The sequence below is a fragment of the Niveispirillum cyanobacteriorum genome, from assembly GCF_002868735.1.
GTDB classification, from domain to species: domain Bacteria; phylum Pseudomonadota; class Alphaproteobacteria; order Azospirillales; family Azospirillaceae; genus Niveispirillum; species Niveispirillum cyanobacteriorum.
The window spans coordinates 2780953-2801732 of the sequence record NZ_CP025611.1 but is presented as its reverse complement, the minus strand read 5'-3'; the positions used below and the strand labels follow the sequence as shown (position 1 = coordinate 2801732).

Sequence of the window (20780 nt, the reverse complement as noted above, 5' to 3'; positions counted from 1 at the left end):
CCAACGCCTCAAATGGTGGGGCTACGATGCGCCAAGACAACGAACATTTTCTCATCTGAGGTCCGTGAACTCGCTGTTCAGCTGGTCCTGGATACCGAGAAGGGTCACCCGTCGTGGTCGGCTGCAGTACCGTCCACGGCGTCCAAGATCGACCGTTGAGCACAGCAGTTGATTTCAACCCGGAACTGACCCTGGATTCCTGGCGAGAAGTGACCCACTGTTGAGTTATGCGGTGAGGCTCAAGATTGAGTCAGGGCAACGAGGACTTCCCTTTCGGTCACTGGAGACCAACTCTAATCCCGGGTAGGTCCGACTTGACGCTGGCCGGCGCCAAAGGCGAGGCAGGCAGGCACGAGCAGCAGGATCAGGATGCTGCCGAACAGGATCCCGAAGGCGAGGCTGACCGCCATGGGGATGAGGAACTGTGCCTGGATACTGGTCTCCGCGATCATCGGGACGAGGCCGATGAAGGTGGTCATCGTTGTGATGAAGATGGGCCGGAATCGGCGCCGCACGGCTTCGACAATCACGTCCAACCGGTTGCTGCCATCCTTCTCGCGCTCATTGACATAGTCGATCAGCACGATGCTGTCGTTGATGATCACGCCGGATAAGGCCACCAAGCCGAACAGCGATGGAAAGGACAGGTCGAAGCCCAGCAGCATGTGCCCCAGGATAGCGCCGATCAGGCCGAACGGAATGATCGCCATGATGATGATCGGCTGGACGTAGGACCGCAGGACGCAGGCGATCAGGGCGTAGATGGCCAGCATGGCGATAACGAAATTCTGGATCAAAGCGGCCATCTCATCCGCCTGGTCACGCGCCTGGCCTTCCAAAGACACGCTTAGACCCGGATAGTCGCGCAGGACCGGCGTCAGGAACCGTCCTTCGATCAGGGCTGTCACGGCCCCTGGCGTGGTAATGGCCTCATCCACATCGGCGCTGAGGCTGATGACGCGCTGGCCGTCCACCCGATCAATGGTGACGAAGCTGCGCGTCTCCTTGATGCTGGCCACGGTGCTCAGCGGCACCTCCGAGCCATCGGGAAGTGGTATACGCAGGCGGGCCAGATCAGCAAGGCTCCGGCGTTCCGCCTCCGGGAAGCGGATGAACACCTCGACCTCCTCCCCGTCGCGCTGGAACCGCTGCACCTCTTCGCCGAAGTAGGACCGGCGGATGCTTCGGGAAAGATCGTCCACGGTCAGGCCGGCGGCGGCCCCCGCCGGCGTCAGGGCGAACTCAATCTGGCGCTTGCCAGGCTGGGCAGTCGACTGAATTTCATCGACACCGGCAACGGTCGCCACCTCCGCCGTCAGGCGCGCGACCGCGTCGAGCAGGACGTCGTCATCCGGGTGGGACAGGTTGAAACTGACATCCGCGCCCGCGGCAAGCCCGGAGGATTCGAAGGTCAGGGCCTTGACCCCTGGGATCGGTCCAGCCGCCGCCCGCCAGCGCCTTTCGATCTCGGCAGAGGTGAGGTCGCGCTGGCCCGCCGGCGCCAGCTCCAGCGTGGCGACGGCGACTTCGGAACGCAGTTCCGTACCACTGTCCCGCAATCCCGAGGACAACCGCCCACCGATGGTGACCGACAGGGAGCGATACAGTCCCGCCTCCTGGCCACCGACCCCGGTTTGGAGGGCGGTGATCACCTGTTGCATCGCCCCCTCGGTCTGCTCGAAGGGAGTGCCTGCCGGCATTTCGAGCGCGACGGTGATCTCGTCTCCTTCCACCACGGGAAAGAAGATGAAGCGGATATGCCCGCCGGACACAAGCCCCACGGTCGCGATCAGCAGGGCCAAGGCGCTGGCAATGACAACAGCGGGAAACTGGACGCTGAGCCGCGCCAGCGGGACGAAAACGCCGTCGCTGATCCAATCTATCCCCTTCTGCACGCGATTGCGCAGCCGACGCATCGCGCCCGTGCTCCAATCCCCGCCATGAGCCAGGTGATTAGGCAGGATGAGGAAAGCCTCGATCAGGGAAAGGAAAAGCACGCTCAGCACCACGATTGGGACTGGCCGCAGGATCTGGCCGATCACCCCGGAGGACATCAGCAAGGTCGCGAAGGCGACCATTGTCGTCGTGACGCCGACAAAGACGGGCACGAAAACGCCGCGGGCACCGGCGATGGCCGACAGAGCACCGGCGCCCCGGCGTGCCTGCTGCTCATGGATGTTCTCGCCGACGACGATGGCGTCATCCACAACGATGCCAAGCACGACGATCAGCCCCAGCAGGGACGTCATGTTGATGGTGGTGAACTGACCGAAGAGCAGGAACCCCCCGATGAAGGCCGAGGGTATGCCAACACTGGCCCAGAAGGCCAGCCTGAGGTCCAGGGTCAGGGCAAGGAAGACGAAGACCAAGGCAAGGCCCATGATGGCGTTGCGGGTCAGCAGGTTGATCCGGTCGCCGATGATTTCGGTCGTGTCGCTGATCCCTGTCACGTCAACGCCGGCCGGCGGCCTGTAAGTCTCAAGAAAGGCTTGCACAGCCTCGCGAACTTCAAAGGCGTCCTCATCATCCGCCCGGTCGATCTTCAAGAAGACGGCCGGTTCGCCATTGTAAGTATTGATCAACGGGGTTTCGACGAAGCCGTCCGTAATGGTGGAGATCTCACCCAGGCGGACGCGCTGGCCATTGCGGTCGCTGATCACAACGATCTCGGCAAGGGCGGCGGCGTCGCGCGCCTCGTTATCCGTGCGCAGTAGCACGTCACCGCCAGAGGTGCGAACCGTCCCCAGGGAAAGGCTGACGGACGCAGCTCTAACGGCGGCGGCGACCTGTTCGATGCGAAGGTCGTAGGCGCGGAGATCCTTTTCCGACACTTGGACGGCGATCTCATAGTCCCGCTCGCCCTGCAGGGTCACCATGCTGATGCCATCCCTGGCAAGCAGGTCGCGTCGGAGGTTCTCTGCGGCCTGTTTCAGCGCCTTCTCGCCCACAGTGCCAGCGATGACAAGGCGCATCACCGATGACACGGGTTCGGTCACCGTCACCCTTGGTTCATGGGCATCCGTTGGCGGAAAGTCGACCAGTTGGTCCAGGGCGGAGTGCACGTCCTCTTTCACGGACTGGACATCGGCGAAGTCGCTGACGTCGATGGTGATCAAACCTTTGCTTTCTGCTGCAACAGAGGTGACACGTTCGATGCCCGTCAACCCCATGACCGCGTCTTCCGCCCGCCGGGTTATGGCGTCCTCGACCTCCTTCGGCGTGGCGCCGGGATAGTCGACCGTAACGCTGATCACCCTTGGGTCGATCTGCGGCAACACCTCGGCCTTGGTCCGGCTCATTACGATAAGGCCGCCGACCAGCATCCCAACCATCAGAAGATTGGCAGCCACACTGTTCCTGACAAACCACGCGATAAGGCCACGCGGCTCCGGCATTTCCTGGGTCATGGCCGTCCCCCATCGACCCGCACGTCACCGACCGGGACCACCAGATCGCCCTCACGTGGATCATTCAGCAGGCTGACGACGATGCCGTCGGCGGTGTCGAAGGGCAGGACCGAGATGACACCGTCTTCGACGAACACCGGCTGCGGCCTGCGCTGGGCGAGGCGACCGCCGGCAACCACCCAAACGGTTCGGTTCTCCTGCATGGCCCCCTCCGGGATCCGATAGGTGCCCTGGATGATGGGACCCGTGATCTCCACATCCACGAAGTCGCCAGGAAGGAGCGGCACCGGTCCGGTGAATTCGAGGGTCAGGCGCGCAAGCCGTGTCTTCGGGTCGAGTTCGGCATCCGCCTGCTTGACCATGGCGGCATAGGCCAGATCGACCTGGGACAGCAGCAGCTTGCGCGGTCGCACAATCGCCTCCCGCCCGGTCGCCGGCGCCAGGGCTTCCAGCATCAGCGCATTGACCGGGACCGAGACCTCGATCCGGCCTTGCTGATAGGCCCGGCCATAGGAATGCCCGGCCAGGAGATTCTGGCCGACCTCCACGGCGGTCGTCTGCACCCGCCCATCGAAAGGCAGCGAGAACGCCACCCGGGAAAGATTCCGTTCGGCATCGGCAAGCGCGGTTTGGGCCGACCGGACGGCGGCTTCAGCCCGCGCCAGCTGAGCCTCCCTGGCCACATTGGCCGGCACCGGCTTTCCGGGACTGACAAGGTCCCACTCCCGCCGCGCGATCTCCGCCTCTGCTCGCTCGACCTGGAGATCCGCCTGCCGGGCGGCCAGATCCGCATGGGAGCGATCGATCCCGGCGCGGTAGTCGGCATTGTCGAGACGGAACAGCACCTCACCCCGACGGAACGTGCCGCCGGCAACCAGCGCTGGACTGACCCAGACGACGCGTCCACTTACCTGTGGGCTCAGCTCGATGGAATTCCTGACCTGCACCGTCCCGGTTTCGAACAGCCGGATCCGGGTGTCGCTGATCTCTGGTTGCACGACACGGGCGGTGACACTTGACGCACCAGACGTGCGTATCTGCGGTTCGACGGCCAACTTAGACAGGATCTGGTTGGCAGCAAGGCCAGCGACAAGGACGCCGATGACGAGCCCGACCTGGAGCAATCCGGTCACCCTGCCCGTCCTGGAATCGGCTTCACTGGACGATTCGACGGGCAGATTATCGGGAGCAGACATGGTTTCGCTCCATTTTTGGATCAGGATTTCTGGGCCGGCTCGACCGCGGGAATACTGCCCGTCCAGTCGCCGCCAAGACTGAGGTAGAGGTCGATCCGCGCATTGGCGATGACTTGATCGGTGAGGATGACGTTCTGCTCGACAGCATTGAGGCTGCGTTGGGTTTCCAGCACGGCAAGGATTGAAATCAGCCCCTGCCCATAGCGGCCCTTGGCGATTTCATTGGACAGCCTGGCCGTCTCCAGCGCGGCATCGAGAAGCTGCTTCTGCTGGTGCAAGCCGGCCAGCTCTGCAAGCGCGATCTCCACATCCACAACGGCAGCCAGAGCTGCCCTCGCAAAGGCGCTCGCCAGCTCGGCGGCACGCGCCTCTTTAAGGCGCACTTGCGCTTTCAGCCGGCCACCCTGGAAGACCGGTGCCGTGAGAGAGCTCGCCAGACTGGCAATATGTCGGTCCCAGTCGAACAACTCGCCCGGTGTGTCAGCCTGGAAGGTCAGCGAGGCGGCAAGCGACAGGCCGGGATACAGTGAGGCACGGGCAGCGCCAACATCCTCAAGCGCCGCCAGATAGCGCAGTTCGGCGACGGCGACATCGGGCCGGTTCGCCAGCAGCGCCGCCGGGCTGCCGACGGGTGCGTCAAACCGGACAGCAGGTGCCAGCGCGCCCGCGAAGGACCGACCGGTCTCCCCCGGCATGCGCGCAAGCTGCTCATCCAGAACCAGCCATTGCTGGGTGAGGTCGGTGTCGATCTGCGGAATGTCCACCAGGGCGGATTCCAGGTTCTGCCGGGCAATCTGGACGTCGCTGGCGGACACCGCCGTCGATCCCGCCTCATAACGCTGGCGTGTCAGATCGTAAGTCGATCGGAAGCTCTCGGCCGTGCGCCGGGCAAGATCGGCACGACGTTGCAACGAAACAGCCGAGACCCAGTTGCGGGAAAGGAGCGCGATTTCCCGTTGTTCGGCCGCGCGGAGGGAAATTTCGCCGGCAAGGGCGCTCAGCCGGGCGGACCGTTCGGCTGCCCGCAGGCCGCCGAAGATATCGGTGTTGAAATCCACCAGCAGACCGGCGGTGTAGGCTTCCGACCAGGAAAACTTTCCATTCGGCCCTTGTCGCCGGTTGGTGCTTGCCTCTGTGACAGCGGCTACGGATGGCAGGCGCTGACCATGGGCGATCCGCGCCGCCGCCTTGGCTTGGTCTGCCTGCAGGCGCGCCTCCCGCAGGGCCAGGGAGTTGCGGCGCAGGATATCGACAAGGGCATCCAGTTCCTTGCCGCCGACACCCAGCCACCACGCCCCCGTGTCCGCTGGTGCGGTGATCTTAGACTGGGTCTGAAGGAAACGCCCGCTCGTCCGGATGTCGCTGACCAGCGGGGGGGTCTCAGGTGCGGGGGTCAGCGTACAACCGCCCGTTATCGCGCAGATCGCGAGACCGATAACCATACCGTAATCACGAAAATTGCGCATGATGCGCCCCCAAACCAACACAAATCCAAGGGGCCCTGCGGCGCCCCTGGATCGCACATCGCCCGTCCCGTCCATGACAAGCCGACGCGCAGGATGGCACCTATCCGGCGCGTCAAGGCACGCGTAGGATCTACTACTTGTCGGTCTGCCTCAGCGCTGCCAGTTCAGCTGCTGACAGGACTTTGTCGCCATCGGTGTCACCCTTCTCGAACAGGGGTGCCGGGCCGTTGAGCATCTCATCCTTGGAAATGCGACCATCGCCATTGGCATCGGCGCTTTTTACCTTGCCGAATGCATCACTGAAAAGCCTCTTGCCCGGCCCCATGCCCGGACTGTCATCGCTGGAGGCAAAGCCATCACCATCGCGGTCGAGGCGTTCGAAAACGCCCGCCCGCATATCGACCATTTCCTGCCAAGTGATCTTGCCATCGCCATTGGCATCCGCCTCGGCAAGGCGACCGGCATCCTGGGCGGTAGCAGTGCCAGCGGTTAGCAAAACGAAACCGCTGGCCAAAACGTACAGGCTCGTCCGGATCGCGGTCTGGATGGTCATGGTCATGTCTCGTGCAGCCCTGTTGCGGATTTCGAGACTATACACTGCCCGTACCACCGCCATTTGGCGCGGCTGAAACGGTTTGTCACGAATTGTTGCCGCCGGGAACGCCCGGTCAAGTCCGCAAGGACGCTGGAAAATGCACGATTGAGGCCAGACCACCCCCCGGCCGGTTTTCCAGGCGCAGCGTCGCACCATGGGCCCGGGCGATGGCCCGCGCGATGCCGAGACCGAGACCGGTACCACCCGTGCTACGATTGCGGGAGCTTTCACCGCGATGAAAGGGCTGGAACACGGCTTCGAGCTGGTCGTCCGGTAGGCCAGGGCCATTGTCCTCTATGCGCACATCGCGCCCGTTCCCCGCGGTCACAAGCCGGACCGCGATCTCCCCACCGCCATAGCGCCTGGCATTTTCGATCAGGTTTTCAAACAGGCGCCGCAGGGCGACCGGATCGCCGACAATGATGAACTCCCCCTCCTGTGGGAGGCAGAGGTCGATGGCGTGGGGAAGGGCCTGCACCAGATCACCGACGAACCGGCCAAGGTGGATGAGTTCCTGCTGACTCGACGGGCGTTCCGCACGAGCATAGGCAAGCATATCGGTGATCAAGGCCTCCATCTGGACAAGGTCGCCCTCGATCTGTTCCGCAGTCACAATCCCGCGTTCGTCCATGCGAAGGCGGATCCGGGTGAGCCCGGTGCGAACATCATGGGCAATGGCGGCAACCATCTGCTCTCGTTCCCGGATGATTGCCGTCAGGCGTTCGCGCAGGCGGTTGAGCGCCACCGACACACGCCGCAACTCCACGGGGCCTGTTTCCGAGACCGCCGCACCGGCATCGCCGAGTTCGACCCGCGCGGCATCGCTCTCCAGCTGACGGATCGGGCGCAGCGTGACCGCTGCGATGGCGAGACCCAGCGCCGTGGACAGCAGAAGGATGACCAGACCAGTCCCTGCCAGGGCGACCGGTTGTCGGCTGAGCGTCAGGGCTGGGGCAAGCCAGACATTCAGGACCCGACCGTCCTTGAGCGCAATGGCAACCTGGAGCGACGTGACTACGCGCATCGGACCTGTGCCTTCCTGGCGCAGCCGCTGCCGCAATGGAATAAAGCCGAGGGATTCAAAGCGGATTTCCCGCCCCGCCAGGCGTGACGCGACTTCGCTTTCACCCCCCACGAGGATGGCCTGCAGGTTGGCATCCGGTCGAAGCCCTGGGGTGAAGGTGCTGCCGATCAAGGCCGTACGGTGCCCCCCCTCATAGACCGACAGGATGAAGGGCCTGATCTCGTCCGGCGACGCCTCCATCAACCAGACAAGTTCGGCAATACTGTCGGCGCTGTCGGACAAAGCCCGTGGGTAAAGGAACTGCGTCAGGAGCGGCGTCTGCATCACCAACAGCACACCGGCGAACAGCAGCATCAGCCCAGCCACGGTCATCGCCGTTACTTTGACCACAAGGGACGACCAGAGCTGCTTCAACCAGCTCACTTGGCGTTGATCCGAGTTACATTGGCCGCAAACGCATAGCCGAGATGGCGGACCGTCTTGATATATTCGGGATGTCTTGGGTCGGCCTCAATCTTGCCACGCAGACGGCTGATCTGGCTGTCGATGCTGCGATCAAAGGGATTGGCCACAGCACCGCGGGACAGATCCAGAAGCTGGTCGCGCGACAGCACGCGGGGAGCGTGCTCGACAAGGGCGATAAGAAGCGCCAGTTCCCCTGAGGTCAAATGCACCAGGCTGCCATCCCGCTGGGTCAGCGACAGGCGGGCCGGTGTCAGGCGGAAGGGACCGAACGTGAACGCGACATCGTCGCCGTTGATCCCGGCGGGACCCTTCTCGCCCGCCCGCCGCAGAACGGACCTGATCCGGGCGATGAGTTCGCGCGGATTGAATGGCTTTCCCAGGTAATCATCCGCACCCACCTCCAGACCGACAATCCGGTCCACTTCCTCGGCAAGTGCGGTCGCCATGATCACCGGTACATTCGACCGCGCGCGCAGCCGGCGAAAATAGGACAGGCCTTCCTCGCCCTCCAGCATCAGGTCCAGCACGATGAGGTCCGCTGGGAACCGTTCCAGAACAATATCGGCTTCAGCCGCCGAGCGGGACGTCTCGGCGATCATGCCATTGCGTGTAATCACGCCCTTCATGAGCGCAAGGATGTCAGCGTCGTCATCGACGACGAGGATGCGGTGAGCGGTGTCCATTCGCGGAAAGCTATCCGATCTCGCGGAAATACGCCACGGACTTGCCCTACCCTGGTTAGCCTTTCAGCAACCGGACATGGTCGACCGGACCGAACCGTTCCGGTTTTGCTAGGTTCCAGACTCAATCAGGTCCAGTATGCCACGATGGTTGCAATTGCGAGGGTGGACAGGAAATTTCTGGCGAGCTTGTCGTATCGGGTGGCGACGCGTCGGAAGTCCTTGAGACGGCAGAAGACGGCCTCGACCATCCATCGGAACTTGTACCTGAGCTTGTCGAAGCGGATGGGCTTTTTGCGTGACTTTCTGCCGGGAATGACAGGCTTCGCGCCCTTCTCCTTGATCTTGGTCCGCAATTTATCGCTGTCATATCCCTTGTCGGCCAGGACATAGCGGCAATCATCAACCTCAGCCAGCAGGGTCTCGGCCATGGTGATGTCGGAAACGTTGCCCGCCGTTACATGCAAGGCCACCGGGCGGCCGAGCGTGTCAGTCAGGGCGTGGACTTTTGTGGTCTGACCGCCTCTGGAAATGCCAATGGCTTGCGCCTTGGCCCCCCTTTTCCGCCGTGGGCACACCGGTGTGCCTTCACGTAGCTGCCGTCCATGGCCACGCTGGTCGTGATCCATTGCCCGGCGGCCAGCGCATGTAATATCCGGTGCCAGTGTTTGCGCCCAGACCAGCGGTTGAAGCGATTGTACACCGTGGTCGGTGGGCCATATTCCGGCGGACAGTCCTTCCAGCGGCATCCGCTCTTGAGTATATGAATAATCCCACTGATGATCCGACGGTCATCAACACGCGGCGCACCATACTTGTGCTCAGGAAGGTGCGGCTCAATCGCTGCCCACGCTTCATCCGAAAGCCAGAAAATCTCCCGCATTCAATCCTCCAACGCGTTAATCACGCCTTGGAATCACATTCAAACAGCAATTTCAATGATATGTGCCGGTTTTGACCCTAGAGGTTCCAACTCGTGACAGAGTGCGTCGGCATGTTGGATGCGGATGCTGGCACCCTCGATTTGAACCTGCGGAGCTAAGCTTTTGATTTTAATAAATATCTGGCGATAGCCAGGAACCGGGTCCAAAAACAAAAGCCCCGTAACCTGTTGAGGTTACGAGGCTTTTGTTGTGTCAGGTTGGATGCGGGGGCTCGCATCGACCGACATTACAACAAGCTTACTACTATGATTTAATTAAACATTTTCAGCACGCGCATCAGCGGTGACAAGCTCTCCGTCGGATTTCAGGCCAAAGAACGAATCCGCTGCGTGGGACACGTACTTGTTGATGGGTTGTTGCTTCATCCGTTGGCTTGAGCGTGTGGATTGTAAGCGGTGTTCTGGTCCCACCTTTCGGCGGGATCAAGGCGGAGCGAATCTCCCGGATCGCATGATCGGGAGAACGGTTTGTGTCTACGCTCGACCTTACGCTTGCCTCTGAGGCCGTGCGGGTGCGCCGGATGGAGGTGATCACCGGCGATGTGGGCCGCCGGACCTGGTCGCCGGAGGCGAAGGAACGGATCCTGGCGGAGGCGGCGGTGCCCGGGGCCGTGGTCTCCGAAGTGGCCCGGCGTCACGGATTGCGGCCCCAGCAGGTGTTCGGCTGGCGCCGGGAAGCGCGTGCCGCCAACCGCTTCCAGGAAGAGGGGTTGGTGTTTGCGCCGGTGGTGCTGGACACCACGCCGCCGCCAGCCGCAGCGAAGGAACTCCCGGCCATCGAAGTGCAGATCGGCGATGCGGTGGTGCGCGTGCCGGCCGGCATGGACAGCGCCACCGTCAAGGCGGTGCTGCGCGCGGTGAGGGCGTCGCGGTGATCGGTATCGAGGGCGCGGTGCGGGTTCTTGTCGCCGCCAAGCCGGTCGATTTCCGCAAGGGCATGGATGGTTTGGCCGCCCTGGTGCAGCAGCAACTGAGGGCGGATCCCTTCAGCGGGGTCGTCTACGTCTTCCGCTCCAAGCGCTCCGACCGGGTGAAACTCCTGCACTGGGACGGCACCGGATTGGTTCTCATCGCGAAGAGATTGGAGGCCGGCCAGTTCCGCTGGCCAGCGATCCGCGACGGCGTGATCCGGCTGACCCCGGCTCAGCTCTCGGCGCTCGTCGAGGGTCTGGACTGGACCCGGGTGCGGGGCGTGCGGGTGCCTCGGCCGACGTCCGCCAGCTGAGCTGCGACACAGCGACTCGGCCACCGCTTCGGAGGCGAGGACTGCGTAAGCCGCCGCTATACTGGTGGACGTGACGACCGCGCCTGAAACCCTTCCCAGCGATCCTGACGAACTGCGTGCCCTGCTGCTGGCCGAACGGCTTCGGCATGCCGCGGAGCTGGGGGCGGCCCGCTCCTCGGCCGAGGAGGAGATCGCCCGGTTGCGCCAGATCATCCGGGAATTGCAGCGCCATCGCTTCGGCCGCCGGGCCGAGCGCCTTGATCCGGACCAGCTGGCCTTGGCCTTGGAGGACCTGGAGCAGACGCTGGCCGCCAAGGAGGCCGAGCCCACCGGCACCGTGGCGGCCAAGCCGGCCCCTTCGCCGCCACGGCGTCGGGTGAACCGCGGGAACCTGCCGGCCGATCTGCCGCGCGAGGAGATCCTCATCGATGTCGCCGACAAGACCTGCCCGTGTTGCGGCGGCACGCTGCATCCCATCGGCGAGAATGTCTCGCAGCGTCTCGACCTCGTCCCGGCCCGCTTCCGGGTGCTGGTGACCCGCCGGCCGAAATACGCCTGCCGCCAGTGCGAGGAGGGCGTCGTGCAGGCCGCGGCGCCGGCGCGCATCGTGGACGCCGGCATCCCCACCGAGGCGCTGATCGCCCACGTGCTGGTGTCCAAGTACGCCGATCACCTGCCGCTCTACCGCCAAGCCCAGATCTACGCGCGCCAGGGTGTCGATCTCGACCGCTCCACCCTGGCCGACTGGGTCGGACGGGCGGCGTGGTACCTGCGGCCCCTGCATGAGCGGTTGATGGCCAGCCTGAAGGCGTCGGGCAAGCTGTTTGCTGACGAGACGACGGCGCCGGTGCTCGACCCCGGACGGGGCAGTACGAAGACCGGCCAGCTCTGGGCCTACGCGCGCGACGATCGCCCCTGGAACGGACCGGAGCCGCCGGCGGTGACCTACGTCTATGCTCCTGATCGCAAGGCGGAACGGCCGGTGGCGCATCTGCAGGGGTTCACCGGCGTGCTCCAGGTCGACGGCTATGCCGGCTATCGCAAGCTGGCCGAGGGCAGAGCCGTGCGCCTCGCCTTCTGCTGGGCGCACGTCCGCCGCGGCTTCAATGATCTCCAGACCGGCGGCTCGGCGCCGATCGCCAGCGAAGCCTTGCGGCGCATCGCCCAGTTGTACGCAGTGGAGGCCGAGATCCGCGGCCATGACTCCGAAGCGCGCCGCCGGGAGCGCCAGGCCCGCTCGACGCCGCTGATTGCGGAACTGAAGACGTGGCTGGAAAAGCAACTGGCGACCGTGTCGCGCAAATCGACATTGGCCGAGGCGATCCGCTACGCGCTCAGCCGCTGGGAAGGGCTGACGCTGTTCCTCGACGACGGCCGGGTGGAGATCGACAGCAACAGCGTGGAGCGCAGCACCCGCCCGCTCGCCCTCACGCACAAGAATGCTCTGTTCGCCGGCAGCGACGGTGGCGGCGAGCACTGGGCGACCAGCGCGTCGCTGGTGGAAACCTGCAAGCTCAGCGGTGTCGATCCGCAGGCCTGGTTCGCCGATGTCCTGACCAAACTCGCCAGCGGGCATCCGATCACGAGGCTCGATGAGCTGTTGCCCTGGAGATATGCCCAGCAGGCCGAAACTGCCGTGGCCTGAAAACACCGCTTACTGTGGATTACCGGGTTTTGCCGAAGAACTGAACGTTGAGGTTCCGGCCAGCCAGAGTAGCCAGCCATGAATATCGACTTTCGTCCCGACGGTAGGTCCGTTGCGTCAGCGTCTGATCAACGCAACGAGTGTACGGCGGCTTGGTGCCGAGATTGAGCTCGTTTATCTGCGCAGCGTCTCCCGCTTTGCAGCCCCTCTTGGGCCGTCACCAGCGAAGGCCACGACGGAGGTGTAAAGGGCAAATTTGAAATGGTTCACCCTCACTCTGTATAGTGGTTTCTAGAGTTGGCGGGATCACCTCTTTTGATGTGCCACTTCTGGGGAGTTTTTTCCAGCCAGCGACACATGGCATCTACAGCACTTCCTCATCAATATATCCTACACACACCATGTTGCGACCACCCGCTTTGGCCGAGTAGAGAGCACGATCCGCTCGCTCAATAAGGGAATTCGCTGTTTCAGCGCTCCAGTATTCAGCAATCCCGAACGACATAGTTACGGAGCCGACGGGGGTACCTGAGCCCCGCTGTATGATCTTACGACTTGCAACAGAGGCCCGCAGCCGCTCAGCTGTGGCAGCGGCCTGATCGATGCTGATACCGGGAAGGATGATGGCGAACTCCTCACCACCATACCGGGCGACCGTATCGCCTTCGCGCACCATCGAACTCAAAAGACCGGCAGCAGACCTTAGTACCTGATCACCGACTGTGTGTCCGTGCGTGTCGTTGAATTTCTTGAAATGATCGACATCCGCGATGATGAGCGAGAAGGGCTGATTGTCAGCACCCGCGCGTGCAATCTCATTTCGCAGCACCGTATCGAACCTACGACGATTAGCGACGCCTGTCAGCCCATCGGTATTGGCCTCACGATGCACGGTCGCCAGGGTAGACCGCATGGTCTGAAGCTCGCTGGCCGAGTCCTGAAGCCGGCCTTGCAGTTGCAGATTATGGTTCACGGTCTTCGCCGTGCGGCGGGCCAGGGCGGAAATGATATCGTGCAGCGGAACCGACGACAGCGACGATGACTTCAACGCCACAGCCGTTTTGTTGAGGATATCGCCATAGTCTGTGGCGTCTTCACTGGCATCGCGCAGGGCCGACACGGCAATGTCGAGAGCCTCCTGCAAGGCGGTGCTGGTATCCTCCACAATTTTCGCCTCTACACTGCCCGACAGAAACCGCTCATACAGACTCTGGCAGTCCAGGTCTGTCGGGCCGGTGCCGGCTGCAATTATGCGAGTGAGTGCACTGACCAGGTCCGGGAGATGCCCGGCGTGATAGGTGTACCAGACACCGTAGGCGGCAGGCGTGGGCGCGATTCCGTACCTCGACAGGCTTGCGGCTGCGGCTGCGCCGAACTTCCTTGCATTAGCCAAAGTGTCATCAAAATTCATTCAAAGCCCCGGATCCTAAGCAAAAGATCGCGCTGAGATAGCACTCAATCTTGAAGTGTCCATTCTGAACAATCTTAAGTTAAACCGCCTCGGTCCGAATACGATCCAGCAGATGCGTCAAAGCATTGCGCAGGCGGTCGGTCCGTTCCGCAACCCGGCCGGCAAGCTCTGTCACGCTGTCCGCACGGTGGCTGGCATCAGCCCAGTTGGCTACCATGTTGGTACCGCCGACCGCCGTAGACTGCGCGATCATGGCCGCTTCGGCGGCACCACTGGCGATCTTCCGGGTCGCGGCGTCCTGTTCCTCCACCGCAGCCACGATGGCGGCACTGGCCGCATCAACCTTGAACACCGCCTCCAGGATACTGGTCACCGCTTCGGCGGCAGAACCGGCCCCGTGGCGGATGGCGGCAATACGTTCGCCCACCTGGGCGGTCGCCTTTGCCGTCTGCCCGGCCAGGTGCTTGACCTCAGAGGCGACAACGGCAAAGCCCTTGCCGGCCTCCCCGGCCCTGGCGGCTTCGATTGAGGCGTTAAGGGCCAGCAGATTAATGGTCTCCGCGATCTCCGTGATGGCGGAAACCACGTCCTGGATACTGTCGGCTGCCTGGCGCAGCTCCAGCACCGCCGATTGCGTGGTGCGCGCGATATCGGCGGCCCCGCGGGCGAGCGCGGAACAATGGGCGGTTTGTCCGCTGACCTCTGCAATGGCACCAGACAATTGCTGGCTGGCTTCGGCCACCGCCTCGGCACCCGTCAACGCCTTCCGGCCGTCATCGGCCATGACTTCAGAAGCCTGAGAGCCTTTCGCGACCAGGGTATGAAGGCTTTCTGCATCCGTGGCCGCCACCGCGGCTTCGCTGGCGACCTCATCGGCAAGACCGCCGACCTTGGCCTCCAACTCTTCAGCCACCGCGGTTAACAGCCGTCCACGTTCCTGCTTGGCGCGCCTTTCCGCCTCTTCACGCTCATTCATCATGGTGGTCAGCGACGCATGGGCGGATTCGGTGTCCGACAGGGCCGCGGCGGCATTATCAAAGGCCCGCGCCATGGACAGGGCCAGCCACCCAAGGAGGGCGCCGCCGAAAATCGTCAGCCACATCTCTGCCAATACCTGCAGAACGTCGCCGCCACCGACCCCCGGCACCTCCGCCAGGAAGGCCGCCAGGGTCAGCAGAACCGTCGTCGCCACGGCGACGCCCACACAGCGCCAATCGCTGAAACCAACCAACAATGCGGTCAGCACATGGACATAGGTCACCATCGCGGTCTGCCAGGGATGGCCGGCGACGGCGACAACCGACATTGACGCCGCCACAGGCAGGCTGACCGCCATCACAAGCCGTGAGGTCTGTGTCGGTGCAAACCGCCATGCCGCCAGTGCTGCACCAAGGCAGAGCAGGGCCACCGCTGGCGCTGCCAGCGAGGAGGTGCCGGACATCAGCACCGGCAACACCGTGATGGTGGGAACCTGAAGGGCAAGAAGTGCCAGAACCAGAAGCGATGTAAGCGCGCGTAACCGTTCGACCGGTGTCATGGGGCAACCCTCCGCAGGGCTAGGGGCATGTTCGATTGCACTCGGCCTGGTTCGGTACTGTGGCTTTTTTCGATGAACGCCATCAGCACGTCAAAGGGCATGGCCCTGGCATAGAGCCACCCCTGTCCCGCCTCGCAGCCGAGTTCGACGAGGCGGCGTGACTGTTCGACGGTCTCCACGCCTTCAGCCACCAGGTCCTTGCCCAGCGCGCGGGCCAGCGCGATCACCATCCGGACGATCTCTTCCGATGAACGGGTATCTATCATTTCCGAGACAAAGGACCGGTCGATCTTCAGCGTGTCGACTGGAAGCCGTTGCAGCAGCGATAAGGTGGCGTAGCCTGTGCCGAAATCATCCAGCGCAATCCGAACCCCCATGGCCCGCACGGCCTGAAGTTCGGCAATGGCACCTTCCATGTCATGCGCAAACGCCGTCTCCGTCACCTCTATTTCGATCAGTTCCGGCGGCACCATATTGCTGCGCAGCAGGTCGCGCAGCTTCGCCGCCAGAAGACGCCCGTCCAACTGCACGGCCGACACATTGATCGACACCGGCACCGGCGGCCGGCCCGTCGCCATCCAGGCGGTCAGGGCCGCAAAGGCCTTTTCAAGAGTAATCTCCCCTATACGTTGGATCAGACCGCATTCCTCGGCCAGGGGGATGAACTGGGCGGGCGGGATGTCGCCGGTGCCTTCCAGGTGCCAGCGCACCAGTGCCTCTGCGCCGATCACAGCGCCTGTGCGCAGATCGACCTTGGGCTGAAAATGCAGGGCCAGCGCGTTGCTCTCAATCGCCTTGCGCAGGGCGCGTTCCTGCGTCTGCCGGGCCAGCCGACGGGCCGCACTTTCCTCTGTATGGATGGCGACCCGATGGTGCCCGGCGCGGCGCGCATCATCGACGGCGGCAATGGCGTTGCGCAGCATCAACTCCGACTCCTCACAGGGGTCGGCACACGCGCCGGTGTGGGTGACAATACCAGCCGACGTCGTCAACGGATCGTTCAGCGCGGCATCCTTTCCGGCCTCGGCAATGACCTCCTGCAGGTCGTGGACCAGGCACAGCGCATCCTCATTCTCGATCGGGTTGGCCAGCAGGACAGCAAATTCATCACCGGCCAGCCGCGCCAGCACATCGGTTGCACGCAGCCGCTACCGCAGAGCGCAGGCAATACGGTTCAACAGTCGGTCGCCGCCTTCATGTCCCGCCTGTTCATTGACGCGGCGGAACTGGTCAATGTTCATGACAATGACGGTAACCGACGGCACGCCGGCACGACCAAGGGCGGATCGAAGGTCGGTCACAAAACGGTAGCGGTTCGGCAGGCCGGTCAAACCATCGGTAAGCTGGCTTTTGACCTGGCGTGGCCGTGAACGGCGACGCTGCGACACGTCCGAAAACAGGGTGACGTGAAAGGCCTCATCCGACGATGTGGACCGCAGGCGGTGGATACGGGTCCATTCGCTGAACGCCTGACCTGTCTTGTTCTGGTTCCAAAGGTCGCCTTCCCAGAACCCTTTGTCCCGGAGTATCTGCCACATTTGGTGATAAAAATCGGGCGGTGAACGGTCGGTTTTCCACATGAACGGCTCCTGCCCAAAAAGTTCCGCGCAGGAAAAACCGGTGATCCGGGAAAAGGCAGGATTGACGAACAGGATACGGTCGTCCGGACCGGTGACCATCAGCGCATCAGTAGTCGCACTGGCAACCACGCCTGTGATTTCAGGGCATGGCAGGTCGGGGAACGTGGCAATGTCTGAGTCGATGGTCGGCATTCCCGTCGCTCCTCTCGAACCTTGCCTGGGTGAGATGACTCGGCTGGTTCATCATTTGTCGCCAACTCCATCCTCGGCGCGATGACTCAAATCATTTCCGGGCGAAGAAAGTGACGATCCGTGGGGTTTAGACATTTTTGTATGCAGCTCAGCAAAGGGAGAGCGGACGTCAACCAATTGAAAGCTATCAAATTGTAACGCCCACCAGCGCCCCTGATTGCCCCGATCACATCGATGGACGGTGAACCGGAGGCCGCTGCCAACCTGGTGCCGCTGTTGGGTGTCAATCGGCTCGGGGCAGTGCCCCACCCAAAACAATCGCAAGTGCTTGTCGCGACGAAGAAATTGCCGGAATAGGCAGTGTCACGATCGGCGCCGACCGTGACACTGGTTCAACTACCATTCTCCGGTCTATCTCAGATACATAGCGAGAGCTTGCCCTGGGGGCACGTTTCTGAGCCGATCCACATGCAAGACGCATTATGCCGTTCCTCACGCCGAAACGTTTCTCTGCCGCCACCAAACCAGGCCTCGATCAGTTTGGCGGAAACAGCTGACAGGCTCGGCAGAGAAAGCGTAGTTTCAAGTATGACGGGTGTGGCTCCCCTAATCGGTGCGTTTCGGTGCCAGAATCCGAATTCAACCTCCGATAAAAGGGCTGAAGCACGCCCGTCACTCCGGTGAATGATGCAGGTTATAACAGCGGCTATTCCCCGATATGGTTAATCAGGCTATACTTTAGGAAGAAGTCGGCTTCCTTGTAATCAGGATAAAGCCTAGTGATCTGCATCATGGCGTCTGTTCTGTTCTCGGCATTAGCGACGATGCGCAGATAATTGTCGAAATAACTGATCAGCTCATCCACCATGGCGATGGTGCCGGGATCACCATGGCCGGGATAGATGGTAGGGTTCAACTGACCATATTCCCGACGGAGACGCACTAGCTCCTTTTTCCAGGCGACAACCCGTTCAATGGTGATGTCGTCGCCCATCCAGGGATGCACCTTGTTATAACCAAGGTCGGCCAGGAACAGGGCATTGATCGACTTGCAGTAAAGCGTCGACATGTGCGGCGCTTCGGTGGCGGGGTAGGTTGACATGACATCGCAGGCTCCGCCGCCATCGAAATTCAGCACCGGCCCTTTCAGCAAGCCGATACTGTTCTCGTAATCGAACCCTTCCGGGAAAGATGCTGACTTCGGACGCAGCGGTCGCTCCAGTGGCGTTTCCGCCTCCGTCGCCCCGCCCTGGTCCATATAGATCGCATATTCCTTGACGTCGCGGCGGATGGCCTCATCCGCCACCAGAATACGGGCCTTAGGGAACAGGTCGCGAAAGACATGCATGCCAGTGAAATGGTCGGTATGACCATGGGTGATGAAGACTTGGGTCAGCGGCAGGCCCATCGACCGGACCAGATCTGCCAGCTTCTGCGCTTCATAGCCCTTGCGCTGCACATCGATGACCGTCAGCGTCTTGCCATTGGAGATGATGTAAGAATTCACCGTTGCAAAGCCGCCTTTATGCACCGTCACGGTCAGGTCGGGGTATGCGGCGCAGACGGGCAGGCAGGCGGCCGCCACGGTCAGGGCGGCGACCATAAGGGACTTAAAGCTTCTTGAAATCATCGGTCTGTCCCCCCAGAAGTTCGAGATAGCGCTTAAGGAAGGCGCTGCGCTCTGGCACCAACGCCTGGCCCGCCTTCGATAATACCCGCTGCGGCACGGCCTGCAGATTGGCCTGCAGACCCTTGACCACGGTCGGGCCGTCGGGCGAGCCGCCGATGATGGTTCCAGTCAAGTCGACCGTCGCGGTCAGCCGCGCAATACCGATCGCTCCCAGCCATTCCAGCGCGTCGGCATCATGCAGGTAAAGCGCCTCCGGACCGACCGGGTCCCGGAAGAACATGTGCGTGCGGATGGCCGACTGCACGGCTTGCAATTTGCCCATGGGGAAGCCAGTGTCCTTCAGGACGTTCCCGACAAGCTCCGCAGCCCCGTCTGCATGATCCACATCTTTGGCTGCATAGCCAGGGAAGGCAGCCATGTCATGCAGCATGGCAGCTGCAAACAGGACATCATCATCCAGCTTGACTCCATCTGTCGCCGCCAGTTGTCGAGCCAGATCATAATCCCGGACGGAATGGCTGTAGCCCCACGCAGGATGCTTGAAATTGGCTTCCGCGAAGTGCCGGACCTTCTCGCGCCAACCGGCATCAGGCGCGGCCTGAATCTCCGCTGCCAGGCAGGAGGTCATCGGACAGATCAACAGGCTAGCGGTCACAATAAAGGCTTTCACGTTCATGTCAGAAGTTCCTTGGCTAGAGTATCGACCCATTGGTCTTGGAAGGACTGTATTTGCTGCGCCGGCTGCCAACGCGTAAACATTTCCAGCTCGGGGTCAGCCACCGACGTGCGGACGCCTGCCAGCGTCTCAAGCACCGCATGGCCGCAGAAGGGGACATAGGCTTCGGAGTAGCCACCCTCGTGGATCACGACTAGCCGACCGCCGCACAAGCAGTCCGCGACGCCCATGATCAACTTCGTGATCTCGCGATAGCTGTCGCTGTACAGCAGCATGCGTGCCAGGGGATCGACAGCATTTGCGTCCAGTCCGCTGGCGACAATGATCAGCTCCGGTTTGAATGCGGTCACGGCCGGAATAACGATGGTCTGCATCGCACGCAGATAGGTGTTGTGTCCGGACCCAGCTGGCAGCGGAATATTGATATTGGCGCCCAAGCCATTTGCGGCTCCGCGATCTTCGGCCCCACTGTAGCCTGGCGGGAAGCAGCGGTCCTGATGAATGGAGATGGTCAGAGTGTCGCCACAATCATAATAGACATGCTGGGTGCCGTTGCCATGATGGACGTCCCAATCCAGCACTGCGATCCGCCCGACACCGTGCCTCGCCCGCGCCGCCTCGATGGCAATGGGAATGTTGCACAGGAGACAGAAACCCATAGGCATATCGGGCAGGCAATGGTGCCCCGCCGGCCGGCACAGTGCATAGGCATTTTTGAACCGGCCAGTGACGACGGCATCCACCGCTTCAATACCCAGCCCGGCGGAGATGCAGGCAATCTCATACCCGCCCTTGGAGAAGGGGGCCAGCTGGCCCAGATCGCCGCCGCCAGCATCGCTGGCCGCCTTGAACCGGTCCAGATAGTCGGCGGGGTGGATGCGCAGCAGGTCTTCCCGGCTGGCCGGCGGTGCCTTGGGCAGAGCCAGCGCATCAACCAGTCCGGATGCCTGGGCCAGGTTCAGCAGCCGGCGCTTGCTGTCCGGCGTGTCGGCGCCGTACGAACCCGTCGGCGGCTGCACCCAGGTATCCAGCGGGATATAAAGCGCCTGGACGCCGGTGGAGTGCCAGAAGCAGCGTTCATTCTGATAAAGGGCCGTTTGCGACATGG

Annotated in this window: 17 protein-coding genes; 3 read left to right on the top strand and 14 right to left on the bottom strand. The window is 62.4% G+C overall.

The features are described from left to right. Window positions 1-293: 293 nt before the first annotated feature. From C0V82_RS13005 to C0V82_RS12975, 7 genes are all read right to left on the bottom strand, one after another. Window positions 294-3407: an efflux RND transporter permease subunit gene (locus C0V82_RS13005; RefSeq protein WP_102112667.1), complete on the bottom strand. Its 3114-nt coding sequence runs from the start codon at window positions 3405-3407 to the stop codon at window positions 294-296. Continuing rightward, window positions 3404-4540 (bottom strand): efflux RND transporter periplasmic adaptor subunit, encoded by a 1137-nt coding sequence (locus tag C0V82_RS13000; protein ID WP_158659907.1) that lies wholly within the window; start codon window positions 4538-4540, stop codon window positions 3404-3406. Before C0V82_RS13000 ends, C0V82_RS13005 begins: the two co-directional genes overlap by 4 nt. 83 nt (window positions 4541-4623) lie before the next feature. Continuing rightward, on the bottom strand, window positions 4624-6069 hold the full coding sequence (locus C0V82_RS12995; protein ID WP_158659906.1) for an efflux transporter outer membrane subunit: 1446 nt from the start codon (window positions 6067-6069) through the stop codon (window positions 4624-4626). Between the two features lie 133 nt (window positions 6070-6202). Next, complete coding sequence (locus C0V82_RS12990; protein WP_158659905.1) at window positions 6203-6622, bottom strand: EF-hand domain-containing protein; 420 nt, start codon at window positions 6620-6622, stop codon at window positions 6203-6205. A gap of 115 nt (window positions 6623-6737) precedes the next feature. Continuing rightward, complete coding sequence (locus C0V82_RS12985) at window positions 6738-8111, bottom strand: ATP-binding protein (RefSeq protein WP_158659904.1); 1374 nt, start codon at window positions 8109-8111, stop codon at window positions 6738-6740. Beyond that, the gene (locus C0V82_RS12980; RefSeq protein ID WP_102112662.1) at window positions 8108-8836 is read right to left on the bottom strand and encodes a response regulator; all 729 of its coding nucleotides are present in this window, start codon (window positions 8834-8836) and stop codon (window positions 8108-8110) included. The genes C0V82_RS12985 and C0V82_RS12980 overlap by 4 nt, the downstream gene beginning before the upstream one ends. A 125-nt stretch (window positions 8837-8961) precedes the next feature. Continuing rightward, a protein-coding gene (locus tag C0V82_RS12975; RefSeq protein ID WP_102111765.1) for an IS5 family transposase occupies window positions 8962-9716 on the bottom strand; the annotation gives its coding sequence in 2 pieces (ribosomal slippage) (window positions 8962-9386 and window positions 9386-9716; 756 coding nt in all). A gap of 530 nt (window positions 9717-10246) precedes the next feature. Between C0V82_RS12975 and tnpA the strand changes: the two genes are divergently transcribed. From tnpA to tnpC, 3 genes are all read left to right on the top strand, one after another. Then, window positions 10247-10651: an IS66-like element accessory protein TnpA gene (gene tnpA / locus C0V82_RS12970; RefSeq protein WP_133065390.1), complete on the top strand. Its 405-nt coding sequence runs from the start codon at window positions 10247-10249 to the stop codon at window positions 10649-10651. Then, entirely contained in the window at window positions 10648-11001 is a 354-nt protein-coding gene (gene tnpB / locus C0V82_RS12965) for an IS66 family insertion sequence element accessory protein TnpB (RefSeq protein WP_094453453.1), read from the top strand. The genes tnpA and tnpB overlap by 4 nt, the downstream gene beginning before the upstream one ends. Before the next feature lie 70 nt (window positions 11002-11071). Next, complete coding sequence (gene tnpC / locus C0V82_RS12960) at window positions 11072-12646, top strand: IS66 family transposase (RefSeq protein ID WP_101749357.1); 1575 nt, start codon at window positions 11072-11074, stop codon at window positions 12644-12646. Window positions 12647-13010: 364 nt separating this feature from the next. Here tnpC and C0V82_RS12955 read toward each other — a convergent pair whose 3' ends face one another. The 7 genes from C0V82_RS12955 to C0V82_RS12925 all read right to left on the bottom strand — a co-directional run bounded on the left by C0V82_RS12955 (window position 13011) and on the right by C0V82_RS12925 (window position 20778). Next, complete coding sequence (locus C0V82_RS12955) at window positions 13011-14057, bottom strand: GGDEF domain-containing protein (protein ID WP_094453449.1); 1047 nt, start codon at window positions 14055-14057, stop codon at window positions 13011-13013. Between the two features lie 79 nt (window positions 14058-14136). After that, entirely contained in the window at window positions 14137-15594 is a 1458-nt protein-coding gene (locus tag C0V82_RS27495) for a methyl-accepting chemotaxis protein (protein WP_094453447.1), read from the bottom strand. Next, window positions 15591-16724: a putative bifunctional diguanylate cyclase/phosphodiesterase gene (locus C0V82_RS12945; RefSeq protein ID WP_094453445.1), complete on the bottom strand. Its 1134-nt coding sequence runs from the start codon at window positions 16722-16724 to the stop codon at window positions 15591-15593. Before C0V82_RS12945 ends, C0V82_RS27495 begins: the two co-directional genes overlap by 4 nt. Window positions 16725-16742: 18 nt before the next feature. Further along, on the bottom strand, window positions 16743-17366 hold the full coding sequence (locus tag C0V82_RS12940) for a PAS domain-containing protein (protein ID WP_094453443.1): 624 nt from the start codon (window positions 17364-17366) through the stop codon (window positions 16743-16745). Between the two features lie 706 nt (window positions 17367-18072). Further along, window positions 18073-18969, bottom strand: a complete 897-nt coding sequence (locus C0V82_RS12935; RefSeq protein WP_158659903.1) for an MBL fold metallo-hydrolase — start codon at window positions 18967-18969, stop codon at window positions 18073-18075. Between the two features lie 7 nt (window positions 18970-18976). Then, on the bottom strand, window positions 18977-19672 hold the full coding sequence (locus tag C0V82_RS12930) for an HD domain-containing protein (RefSeq protein ID WP_165771968.1): 696 nt from the start codon (window positions 19670-19672) through the stop codon (window positions 18977-18979). Then, window positions 19669-20778, bottom strand: coding sequence for a class II histone deacetylase (locus C0V82_RS12925; protein WP_094453439.1), 1110 nt, complete (start codon window positions 20776-20778; stop codon window positions 19669-19671). The genes C0V82_RS12930 and C0V82_RS12925 overlap by 4 nt, the downstream gene beginning before the upstream one ends. Between the last annotated feature and the right edge of the window lie 2 nt (window positions 20779-20780).

Bases quoted from the DNA above. Each gene is read 5' to 3' on its own strand.
- C0V82_RS12990 (WP_158659905.1), bottom strand. From the start codon at position 6,622: ATGACCATCCAGACCGCGATCCGGACGAGCCTGTACGTTTTGGCCAGC.
- C0V82_RS13005 (WP_102112667.1), bottom strand. From the start codon at position 3,407: ATGACCCAGGAAATGCCGGAGCCGCGTGGCCTTATCGCGTGGTTTGTC.
- C0V82_RS27495 (WP_094453447.1), bottom strand. From the start codon at position 15,594: ATGACACCGGTCGAACGGTTACGCGCGCTTACATCGCTTCTGGTTCTG.
- C0V82_RS12955 (WP_094453449.1), bottom strand. From the start codon at position 14,057: ATGAATTTTGATGACACTTTGGCTAATGCAAGGAAGTTCGGCGCAGCC.
- C0V82_RS12980 (WP_102112662.1), bottom strand. From the start codon at position 8,836: ATGGACACCGCTCACCGCATCCTCGTCGTCGATGACGACGCTGACATC.
- C0V82_RS12940 (WP_094453443.1), bottom strand. From the start codon at position 17,366: ATGCCGACCATCGACTCAGACATTGCCACGTTCCCCGACCTGCCATGC.
- C0V82_RS12995 (WP_158659906.1), bottom strand. From the start codon at position 6,069: ATGCGCAATTTTCGTGATTACGGTATGGTTATCGGTCTCGCGATCTGC.
- C0V82_RS12925 (WP_094453439.1), bottom strand. From the start codon at position 20,778: ATGTCGCAAACGGCCCTTTATCAGAATGAACGCTGCTTCTGGCACTCC.
- C0V82_RS12930 (WP_165771968.1), bottom strand. From the start codon at position 19,672: ATGAACGTGAAAGCCTTTATTGTGACCGCTAGCCTGTTGATCTGTCCG.
- C0V82_RS12935 (WP_158659903.1), bottom strand. From the start codon at position 18,969: ATGGTCGCCGCCCTGACCGTGGCGGCCGCCTGCCTGCCCGTCTGCGCC.